General features: G+C 64.9%; 8 protein-coding genes and 1 tRNA gene. 5 read left to right on the forward strand and 4 right to left on the reverse strand.

Features of this window, described 5'->3' with window-relative positions; all coding sequences use genetic code 11:
- Nucleotides 1–544, forward strand: a 544-nt coding sequence (locus RBA41_RS32980; protein ID WP_306628572.1) for an IS630 family transposase, incomplete at its 5' end; no start/stop codon positions are given.
- A 353-nt stretch (nucleotides 545–897) separates the two neighbouring features.
- On the opposite strand, the gene RBA41_RS32985 is transcribed toward RBA41_RS32980, so the two are convergent.
- The 4 genes from RBA41_RS32985 to RBA41_RS33000 form a co-directional block, all read right to left on the reverse strand.
- A tRNA-Val gene (locus tag RBA41_RS32985) sits at nucleotides 898–972 on the reverse strand.
- A gap of 37 nt (nucleotides 973–1,009) precedes the next feature.
- A complete protein-coding gene (dnaQ, locus tag RBA41_RS32990) occupies nucleotides 1,010–1,714 on the reverse strand; it encodes a DNA polymerase III subunit epsilon (protein WP_306628573.1) in 705 nt (234 codons plus the stop codon).
- 70 nt (nucleotides 1,715–1,784) lie between these two features.
- Complete coding sequence (gene rnhA, locus RBA41_RS32995) at nucleotides 1,785–2,222, reverse strand: ribonuclease HI (RefSeq protein ID WP_099879445.1); 438 nt, start codon at nucleotides 2,220–2,222, stop codon at nucleotides 1,785–1,787.
- A 26-nt stretch (nucleotides 2,223–2,248) separates the two neighbouring features.
- Entirely contained in the window at nucleotides 2,249–3,022 is a 774-nt protein-coding gene (locus RBA41_RS33000; protein WP_306628574.1) for a class I SAM-dependent methyltransferase, read from the reverse strand.
- A 27-nt stretch (nucleotides 3,023–3,049) separates the two neighbouring features.
- On the opposite strand from RBA41_RS33000, the gene gloB reads away from it, so the two are divergent.
- From gloB to RBA41_RS33020, 4 genes are all read left to right on the forward strand, one after another.
- Nucleotides 3,050–3,850, forward strand: a complete 801-nt coding sequence (gloB, locus tag RBA41_RS33005; RefSeq protein ID WP_306628575.1) for a hydroxyacylglutathione hydrolase — start codon at nucleotides 3,050–3,052, stop codon at nucleotides 3,848–3,850.
- Nucleotides 3,851–4,034: 184 nt separating this feature from the next.
- The gene (locus RBA41_RS33010) at nucleotides 4,035–5,045 is read left to right on the forward strand and encodes an ABC transporter substrate-binding protein (RefSeq protein ID WP_306628576.1); all 1,011 of its coding nucleotides are present in this window, start codon (nucleotides 4,035–4,037) and stop codon (nucleotides 5,043–5,045) included.
- 132 nt (nucleotides 5,046–5,177) lie between these two features.
- The gene (locus RBA41_RS33015) at nucleotides 5,178–6,287 is read left to right on the forward strand and encodes an ABC transporter substrate-binding protein (RefSeq protein ID WP_306628577.1); all 1,110 of its coding nucleotides are present in this window, start codon (nucleotides 5,178–5,180) and stop codon (nucleotides 6,285–6,287) included.
- Nucleotides 6,288–6,291: 4 nt separating this feature from the next.
- The coding region (locus RBA41_RS33020; RefSeq protein WP_306628578.1) for an EAL domain-containing protein at nucleotides 6,292–10,727 on the forward strand (4,436 nt) is incomplete at its 3' end.

Below are 10,727 nucleotides of genomic sequence, written 5' to 3' on the forward strand. Positions count from 1 at the left end.
AAACGGCCAGTGCGAATTGCTGTATTTTGACGAATCAGGCTTCAGCCCAAACCCGCCTGTGCAATACGGGTGGACGCAGCTTGGCCAGTCGCGCACCGTGGAACCTCAAGCACACCGACAGCGTGTCAATGTACTCGGAGCCCTGCGTCACGGGGGCGAACTGGTGTGGACCACTCAGCAGCGGCCAACTGTGCGCGACGATGTCATCGCCTTCCTTGACCAGATAGCAGGACAACCGCACTCGGTACCCCCCATTGTGGTACTGGATAATGCCGCGATTCACAAAGGCGATGTCATGGAAAGCAAACGCCGGAAGTGGGCAAGGCAAGGGCTTCACCCATATTACCTGCCGCCCTACAGCCCGGAACTGAACCGCATCGAAATTTTGTGGAAACATGCCAAGTATTTTTGGCGCCGTTTCGTCAGCCTGAACGGAGCTGGGTTACTCGATGAAATTGAGTCACTGATGAAAGGTTTCGGAGCCGAATTTAGGATAAATTTTGCGGGACTACTTAGGTCGAGGCGCTGCTGCAATGGAATGTGAAGGATCTGCATACCCTCGATTTAACCAGCGATATACCCAACTGAATAGGCTGGGGTTCGTGGAGCACTTACACGAATGGGGCACACGGACACCACCATCATCACCAAAACACATGGCTAATGGATCAGGTCAGGTCCGGAGGAGCACAGGCGCAAACGACTACTTAAGATGTACGCCCGTGCCGGGCAGTAATCTTAAATGCAGATTATCTGATGATTTTTGAATTGACGAAGACGGACGAACAGATGACTTTGCATGCCTGTTCAAATCTGGGCACTACCCCAAACTTGCCCCAGCGCCGTTTTAAAATCAGATGGGCCTGTTGTAAGGCCCTGATTTTAAATCAAATCTAATGGTGGGAAGTGCAAGTTTCGAACTTGCGACCCCTGCAGTGTGAATGCAGTGCTCTACCCCTGAGCTAACCTCCCGAAGCGGGGCGTATTATGACATACGTTTCGCGAAACGTCACGCTTCTGCGTAATTTCTCCAAATACAGTTCCCCTTGACCGCCTTGTCCAGCCCGCCAAGCACGCTTTCGTGCTCTGCCAGCTCGTCCGCGCTGGCAGCCAGCACGATCACCTCGGCCAGCGCCACCGCTTCCAGGGTGCCGCCGCTGCCGGCCGACTCATCCTCTTCATCCATCGACAGGCTGTTCTGCCCGCGCGTCATCGACAGATACACATCGGCCAGCAATTCGGCATCGAGCAGCGCGCCGTGCAGCTTGCGGTGCGCGTTCGAGACGCCATAGCGGTCGCACAGCGCATCGAGCGAGTTGCGCTTACCGGGATGCATCTCCTTGGCATTGACCAGGGTATCGATCACCCCGCTGCAATGCTCGGTAAACGTCGGCAGTCCGAGCAGCTTGAACTCGTTATTCAAAAAACCCAGATCGAACGGCGCGTTATGGATGATGACTTCGGCGCCCTGGATGTACTCGCGCAATTCCTGGGCAATCTCGGCGAATTTCGGCTTGTCGCGCAAAAACTCCGTGGTCAGGCCGTGCACCGCCAGCGCGCCCTCTTCCGAATCGCGCTCCGGATTGATGTAACGGTGGAAGTTATTCCCCGTCAGCATACGGTTGTGCAATTCGACGCAGCCGACCTCAATGACGCGGTCGCCCGTGCGGGGATTGAGGCCGGTGGTTTCGGTATCGAGGACAATTTGGCGCATGGCAGTCTGGGTAATAAGTGAAACAAGGCGCGCAGTATAACAAACCGGGCGCGCGGCCAGCGACGCACGCTCAGCGGCGGACGGTCTCGACCCCGCGGTTGGCGAGCACGTCGGCCCGCTCGTTGCCCGGATGGCCATTGTGCCCGCGCACCCATTTCCACTCCACCGCGTGCTGCGCCTGCGCCAGGTCGAGCGCCTTCCACAGGTCTTCATTCTTGACCGGTTCTTTCGCCGCGGTTTTCCAGCCGCGCGCCTTCCAGCCGTGGATCCATTCCGAAATGCCCTTCTGTACATACTGGCTGTCGGTATGCAGCACCACTTCGCACGGACGCGTGAGGATGCTCAGCGCCTCGATCACGGCGCGCAGCTCCATGCGGTTGTTGGTGGTATTGAGTTCGCCGCCACAGATTTCCTTCTCGTGGCCGTCGGCCACCAGCAAGGCACCCCAGCCGCCGGTGCCGGGATTGCCCTTGCACGCACCGTCGGTAAAAATCTCTACTTTACTCATCCTGGCTTTCTCTGCTTTCGCTGTCTTTACTTCCGATTAGTGGCGGGCACCGCCTGCGGCGCCGTCGCCGATTTTTTATTCCAGGCAGGACCGATCATGGTCATGCCCTTGACGCGCTTGATCGCATGCACCATGTACACCGCGCCCAGATACGGCCACCAGCGCTGCCCGGCCGGCTCCATGAAGGCATAGCGCTCGATCCACTGCGCCGTGCGGCAAGGCGGCGCATAGCAGCCGAAATGGCTGCGGCTCACGCCCAGATTGAGCAATTTTAACCAGTCTTTCATACGTGGCATAGAAATGAATTCGCCCGCCACCGGCAAATAGGCAGAGCGCGTCACGCGTCTGAGCCCCTGGCGCAAGCCCCACAAACTGGCCGGATTGAAGCCGCAGATGATCAGCTGGCCCTCGGCAATGAGCACCCGTTCGACCTCGCGCAGCACCTGGTGCGGCTCGGCCGCAAATTCGAGCACGTGCGGCATCACCACCAGGTCCAGGCTTTGCGAAGCGAACGGCAGCTCGGCGAAATCGAGCGCCACGGCAATCTGGCGCTTGCCCGCGCCCAGCGCCACCTGCTCGCGCGACGAGGTGCGCGTGGCCGCCTGCCACTTGTTGGGCATGCGGCTGGCGGCCAGCGCATCGATCTGCGGCAAGCCGATCTGCACCGCGTTGTAGCCGAAGATATCGGCCGTCAACTCGTCGAGGCAAGCCTGTTCCCACGCGCGCACGTAAGCGCCTGCCGGCGTCTGCAGCCAGTCATCGAGCGCTATAATGGATTTTTCGGATGCCGCGCTATCCATGCCTACCCCTTTGCCGACACCTTCACTATGACGTATCCGACGCCCCGCCCCTTGAGCGTGCTCGCCGTCCCCGCGTTCAAGGACAATTACCTGTGGCTGATCCACGATGGCGTGCACGCCGCCGTGGTCGACCCCGGCGACGCCGCGCCCGTCATCGCGGCCCTGGCCGCGCATCATCTCACGCTCACCGCCATTTTACTCACCCATCATCATGCTGACCACATCGGTGGCGTAGCGGGACTGCTCGCGCATGCGCAGGTCCCAGTGTACGGCCCGCGCGCCGAAAGCATCGCCACGGTCAGCGTGCCGCTCGGCGAGGGCGACCTGGTCGAGGTGCCCGGCCTGGCACTGGCCCTGCGCGTGCTGGAGGTGCCCGGACACACCCTGGGCCACATCGCCTACCTGCGCGAGGGAGCCGGCCAACACTGGCTGTTCTGCGGCGACACCCTGTTTGCCGGCGGCTGCGGGCGCCTGTTCGAAGGCACGCCCGAGCAGATGCGCACGTCCCTCGCGCGTTTTCTCGCCCTGCCGGACGACACGGCCGTCTATTGCGCCCACGAATACACCCTGGCCAACCTGCGCTTCGCCGCCGCGGCCGAACCGGCCAACGCGCAGATCGCCCAGCGCATCGTGCTTGAAAGCGCCAAACGCGCGCGCGGCATCCCGACCCTGCCCTCGACCATCGGCCTGGAAAAAGCCACCAACCCTTTCCTGCGCGACCGCCATCCCGACATCGTCGCCAACCTGGTTGCCCTGGGCAAACTGGACCCGCACGGGCCGCCGCAAGCCGCCTTCGCCGCCCTGCGCACCTGGAAAAACACGTTCTGATAAACATCAAACGTCTGTTAAATGCCACGCCAGCACAGTTGATGTAAAGACAGCACACTCAAGGCGCCAGAACTCGGCTAAGATATTCCACAAAGAAACAGTGTGAATAATCACATGCCGAGACGACACCCAAGCGCGGCCCACCAGCCCGAAGCAGCGATAGCGCAACCGCGCCGTCGCGTCCATGGCCGGGCGCCGCGCCATCGATAAGCTTGCGCCGCCCGCTCCGCACAGGCGCGCACTGCTGCTGCGCCTGTGCGCCGCGCTGGCCGCCCCCCTCGCGCCGCATGCGCCGCTGCACGCGCAGACCCTCTTCACGAGCGAGCCTGCCGCGCCGGGCCCGGTCGCGGTACTTTATCCCGACCTGCCCGACCCGGTGCGCAAAGTGTTCACCGACATCATCGGCGGCATCGAAGAACAGATGCGCCAGCGCGTACAGGCCTGGCCGCTCGCTCCCGCACACGACCCGGCCGACCTGGGCGCGGCGCTCAAACGCCAGGGCGTGCGCGTGGTCATCGCCCTCGGCCGCCAGGGCCTCAAGGCCGCCGAGACCCTCGACCCCGGGCTCGGCCTGGTGGTCAGCGGCATTTCCTCCTTGCCCGAGCGCGACCGGCACACCGGCATCTGCCTCAGTCCCGACCCGGCCCTGCTGTTTGCCCGCCTGCGCAGCCTCGCGCCAGGCGTGCGCCGCGTCATCGTCGTCTACAACCCGCAGCACAACGACTGGCTGCTGCGGCTGGCGCGCGACGCGGCCCGCCTGCACGGGATCGAACTGGCGCCGCTCGAAGCGCCCGACCTGGCCACCGCCGCGCGCCTCTACCAGAACGCTTTCGCCGCCGCCGACAACCGGCGCGATGCCATCTGGCTACCCACCGACGCCACCACGGTCGACGAAACCACCATCCTGCCGCTGGTGCTGCGCGAAGCGTGGAACCGTGCCTTGCCGGTCTTTTCCAGCAGCTTCCTGCATGTGCGGAAAGGCGCCCTGTTCGCGCTCTACCCGAACAACATCGAACTCGGACGCAACCTTGGCAATCTTGCCACGGCCGTGATGGCGGGCGAGCCGCCGCCGCGCGGGCTGCTGCCCCTGCGCGATGTGTACGCCGCCCTGAACCTGCGCACCGCCAGCCATCTGGGCATCGCGGCCGGCCCGGCTGTCCAGCGCGGCTTCCAGTTCCTGTATCCGGAACCGTGAGAGTGGTTTTTTGTTAGTTTCTCAAAATTCTTTCTTTCTGGCTACTTCCAGTAACGTATACTGCAGCCTGGTGTGTGCCCACATGCGTGGCTGCTTGCAAATTAACCGGACCACGCGTCCCCGCTGTACGCAATGACTACACTTTTTTTCAACGCTCGCCGTCGGCCGCGCGCGCCGTTTGGCGCGCCCGCGCTGCTGTTGATGCTGCTGGCCGGACCGGCGCCGCGTGCCATCGCCGACGATCTCGCGCCGGCCACGGCGCAGGCGGCCGGCCTGCTGGAGCGCTACGACGGCGGCGGGCAATACGGCATGCTGCCGATTACCGCCTCCCAGCTCGAAGACCAGCTGCGCCGCCCCGAGCTGCAAGCGTCGGTCGGCAAGGGCACCATCGCGGTGCTCTATCCGAACGTGTCGGAGCCGTTTCGCGGTGCCTTCATCGGCATGATCCAGGGGATCGAAGAGCGCACCCGCCTGCGCGTGCGCAGCTATGCGGTCGATGCGCGCTTCGACGCGGCCGACCTCAATGCGCAGCTCAAGCGCCACGGCACCAGGGTCGTCATCGCGCTCGGACGCCAGGGCCTGAACGTGGCCGCGGCGCTCGACAGCGATATCGAGGTGCTGGTGGGCGGCGCCCTGCTGCTGTCGGACGCCGAGATCGCCAACCTGAACGGCATCAGCCTCACCCCCGATCCGGCGCTGCTGTTTGCGCGCCTGCGCGCACTGCTGCCCGACGCCCGGCGCGTGATCGTGGTGTACGACCCCAAAAAAACCGAATGGCTGCTGCGCATCGCGCGCGAGGCGGCGCGCGGACAGGGCCTGGAACTGGTGTCGCACGAAGCGCGCGACCTGGGCCAGGCCGCCCAGCTTTACGCCACCTTGTTCAGCAGCGCCGACAGCCGCCGCGACGCCGTCTGGCTCCCGCACGACACCACCACGGTCGAAGAAGGCACCCTGCTCCCGCTGATCCTCAAGCAAGCCTGGAACAGCGGCGTGCCTATCTTTTCCAGCAATGTGCTGCACGTGAAAAAAGGCGCCCTGTTCGCCATGAGTCCCAACAACGTGGAGCTGGGCCGCTCGCTGGCCAGTTCCGCCGAAGGCGCCATCGCCGGGGAGCGCAGGAAAGGCGTGCAGCCGCTACGCGAACTGCACACCGCCATCAACCTGCGTACCGCCAGCCATATGGGCCTGAACATCGGCTACCAGCAGCAGCGTACCTTCGACCTTATTTATCCGGAGCCCTGAGTAGATGTTCCATGACTTCCTTCGCCGCACCGGGTTTCGCCGCCAACTGACAGTCATCGTCTCCGCCGCCATTCTTGGCCTGGCGCTGTTTTCCTCGCTGATGAATTCCTGGGAAGCGCGCACCCGCATGCGCGACTACTTCCTCGAACAGGGCGAGCGCATCGCCGAAAACCTGGCGCGCCAGAGTACCCTGGCGCTGCTGTATCACTCGCCCGAAAACGCGCAGGATGTCGTTGCCACCACCCTCACCTTCCCCGATGTGCTCAGCGTGCAGATCAGCGACACGCGCCGCCAGGTGCTGCTCTCGAAAAGCCAGAGCGGCGCCGCGCCGGCCGGGCCGCTGGCGCCCGTCTCGCCCATACCCCAGGCGCGCCTGGCCGATGAAACCTCGCAGGCCTGGCACTTCACCGCGCCGGTGTTCGGCGGCCAGGGTCTGGCCTCGCCGTTCGACCTGCAGGAGCCGCCCAAACAGCTGCTCGGCCACGTCCATGTGGCCATCGCCAAGGATACGCTGAACCGCCTCACGCTGTCGCTAGTGGTGGGCAACCTGATCGTCACGCTGTCGTTCGCCGCCATCCTGCTGGCCATCGTGCGCCTGCTCACGCGCCACATGATCAACCCGCTCCATGCGCTCTCGCGCCTGATGCAGCGCGCCGAAGCGGGCGAATCGGGCATGCGCGCCGCCCCGGCCGGCCCGCGCGACCTGATCGACATGGCGCTCGCCTTCAACAAGATGATGAACGTGCTCGAACAGCGCGAAGCGGAACTGAAGGACTCGCGCGACGCCGCCGTCAGCATGGCGCTGGTCAAGGCGCAGTTTGCCGCCACCGTCAGCCATGAAGTGCGCACCCCGCTCAATGGCGTGGTCGGCATGCTCGACATGCTCAAGGAAATGAGCCTGAACAAGCGCCAGGCCGAATGCGTGGACGTGGCCTGGAATTCCTCGCGCACCCTGATCGAACTGATTAACAACATCCTGGACTTCTCCAAAATGGAAGCGGGCAAGCTCTCGCTCGAAGAAGTCGATTTCGACCTGCGCACGCTGCTCGAGGAAGTCATCGAACTGGTGGCCAAACAGGCGCAGGTGCGCGATGTCGAACTGGGCTACCTGCTCGGCGCCGGCGTGCCGCAATGCGTCAACGGCGACTCGCTGCGCCTGCGCCAGGTGCTCATCAACCTGCTCGGCAACGCCGTCAAGTTCACCGAGCATGGCGAAGTGGCGGTCAGTATCGCGCTGGCCGATGGGCCCGAGTACGGACTGCGCTTCGAGGTGCGCGACACCGGTATCGGCATGAGCGCCGACCAGCAGCAGCACCTGTTCCAATCCTTCGCCCAGGCCGACCCGTCGACCACCCGCAAATACGGCGGTACCGGCCTTGGCCTGGCCATCTGCAAGCAGCTGGTCGAACTGATGGGAGGCGCCATCACGGTCGACAGCGCGCTCGGCGAAGGTACCGCCTTCACCTTCAACATCGTCTGCAAGGCCGCGCTGCAGGAACTGCCGGAACCGGCCCACACGGAACTGGCCGGCCTGCGCACGATCGTGGTCGACGACAGCCAGATCGTGCGCAGCTTCGTGGCCCAGACCATGCAGCGCCACGGCATCGACTGCCACGTCACGCGCTGGGGCGGCGAAGCGCTGCTGCAGCTGAAGGTCGGCGCCATGGAGGCGCGTCCGTACGCCATCGTCATGATGGATATCGGCGCCCTGGACGATGACGGCAACGACCTGGCGGGGAGAATCGCCACCGATTCACCCGGCACGCTGGTGCTGATCCTCGACCGCTTCGGCACGCCCTCGGGCGGCACCCTGGTCGACGGCCATCCCTCGCTCGGCAAGCCGCTGCGCGAAGACCGCCTGCTGCAGGCGCTGAAGGACTTGCTGGCCGGCGCCAGGGCGCCCGCGCTGGCCATGGCCAGCCAGCTGGCCGCGCCGCCGCGCACCTCGTTTCGCATCCTGGTGGCCGAAGACAACCGCACCAACCAGATGGTCGCCGCCGGCATGCTCGCCATGAACGGCTGCGCCTGCGAATTTGCCGCCAACGGGCGCGAAGCGCTGGAAGCGGCCCGCAACGGCAGCTTCGACCTGATCCTGATGGATTGCAGCATGCCGGAAATGGACGGCTACGAAGCGACCGCCCATATCCGCGCCTTCGAACAAGGCAGCGGCCGGCGCACGCCGCTGGTCGCCATGACCGCCAACACCCAGCGCGGCGACGCCGAAAAGTGTCTCGCCGCCGGCATGGACGACTACCTCGCCAAGCCGATCACCCTGTTCGAACTGCGCCAGAAGCTCGATCGCTGGCTGCCGCGCGGCGAGGCGTCGCCCGGCGAAGAGCCGCCCAGTGCGCCCGCACCGGGCGCGCACGCCGGCGACAGCGGCGAGAGCCCGATCGACCAGGCCATGTTCGTCAAGCTGCGCGAGATCATGGGAGCGTCGCTGGCCCAGGCCATCAGCCCCTTCCTCGAAGACACGCCGCAATATCTGCTCGACCTGGAAGCGGCGGCCCACGGCGGCGACTGCGACACCGCGCGCGCCAAGGCGCATGCAATCAAGGGTTCCTCCGGCAATCTGGGTGCCACCCACCTGGCGCAGCTGGCCAAGGAAGCCGAAGACCACGGCATCGCCGGGCGCCCCGAACTGATCGTGCCGCTGCTGCCGCGCCTGCGCGTGGCCTACAACGCGGTGGCCAGCGCGCTCGCGCTTGAAGTGACCGGCGACGACAGCGCCGGCCAGGGCAGCGGCGACGACGTGCCGCAAGTGCTCATCGTCGACGACGACCGCAGTACCCGCAGCACCTTGCGCTACACCTTGCAGCGCGATGGCTTCAAGGTCGAAGAAGCGGCCGACGGCGCCCAGGCCCTGACGATGCTCAAGCGCTTCCAGCCCGACGTGGTGCTGATGGACGCGGTCATGCCCGTGATGGACGGCTTCACCGCCTGCGCGCGCATGCAGGAACTGCCCGGCGGCAGCAGCATTCCGGTGCTGATGATCACCGCGCTGGAAGACAATTCCTCGGTCGAGCGGGCCTTTGCGGCCGGCGCCAGCGACTATATTCCGAAGCCGATTCACTACGCGGTGCTGTCGCAGCGCGTGCGCCGCATCATCGAAGCGAACCGCGCCGAGAAGCGCATCCGCCACCTGGCCTTCAACGACTTGCTGACCGGGCTGCCGAACCGCACCCTGTTCTTCGACCTGCTCGGGCAAGCGGTCGACCAGGCGCGCGTGAACAAGACACAGCTGGCGGTGCTGTTCCTCGACCTGGACCGCTTCAAGTACGTCAACGACAACCTCGGGCACGACGTCGGCGACCGCCTGCTGGTGGCGGTGGCCCAGCGCGTGCGGCGCGCGGTGCGCAGCATCGACATGGTGGCGCGCCTGGGCGGCGACGAATTCACGATCGTCCTGGGCGACGTCGACGGACCGGCGCCGGCGGCCGCCGCGGCGCAGACCATCTGCCGCGTGCTGGCCGCGCCATTCCAGATCGACGGCCACGATATTTTCGTCACCAGCAGCGTCGGCATCGCCATGTATCCGTTCGACGGACTCGATGTCCCGACCCTGGTCAAGCGCGCCGACAGCGCCATGTACCGCGCCAAGAAGACCAATACCGGCTTCCAGTTCTACGAAGCGTCGATGGAACAGGCCATTTCGGAGCACGTGCGCCTGGAGAGCGACTTGCGGCGCGCGCTCGAGCGCAACGAGCTTGAAGTGTTTTACCAGCCGCAGGCGCGCTTCGACAACCAGCGCATCGTCGGCATGGAAGCGCTGGTGCGCTGGAAGCACCCGACCCGCGGCATGGTGCCGCCGGTCGAATTCATCCCGCTGGCGGAAGAAACCGGGTTGATCAATCCGCTGGGCGAATTCGTGCTGCGCACCGCGTGCGCGCAGCTCAAGGCGTGGATCGACCAGGGCTTGCCGCCGATGCGGGTGGCGGTCAACCTGTCGGTGCGCCAACTGCTGCAAAAGAATTTTGCCGACACGGTGGAAGCGGTGCTGGTGGCATCGGGCCTGCCGCCGGACCTGCTGGAGCTGGAGATCACCGAGAGCACCCTGATGGAACACGCGCAGGATACGCTCAAGGCCCTGCACCGCCTGCGCGGACTGGGCGTGCGGCTGTCGATCGACGATTTCGGCACGGGTTATTCATCGCTGTCGTACCTGAAGCGCTTCCCGGTCGACATCATCAAGATCGACCGTTCGTTCGTGGCCGACGTGCCGCACGACGCCGACGACGCAGCCATCATCGCAGGCATCATCGCGCTGGCGCACAGTTTGAGGCTGGAAGTGGTGGCGGAAGGGGTGGAGACGCAAGCGCAGCTCGACTACCTGCGCGCGCAGCGCTGCGATCTGCTGCAAGGGTGGTACCTGGCGCCGGCGATGCCGGCGGAGCAGTTTGCGGAGTTGATCATCAAGCGCGAAGCGATGGCGCTGCGCGC

Origin of the sequence: Massilia scottii (assembly GCF_030846495.1) — a bacterium.
Lineage (GTDB): Bacteria > Pseudomonadota > Gammaproteobacteria > Burkholderiales > Burkholderiaceae_D > Telluria_A > Telluria_A violaceinigra.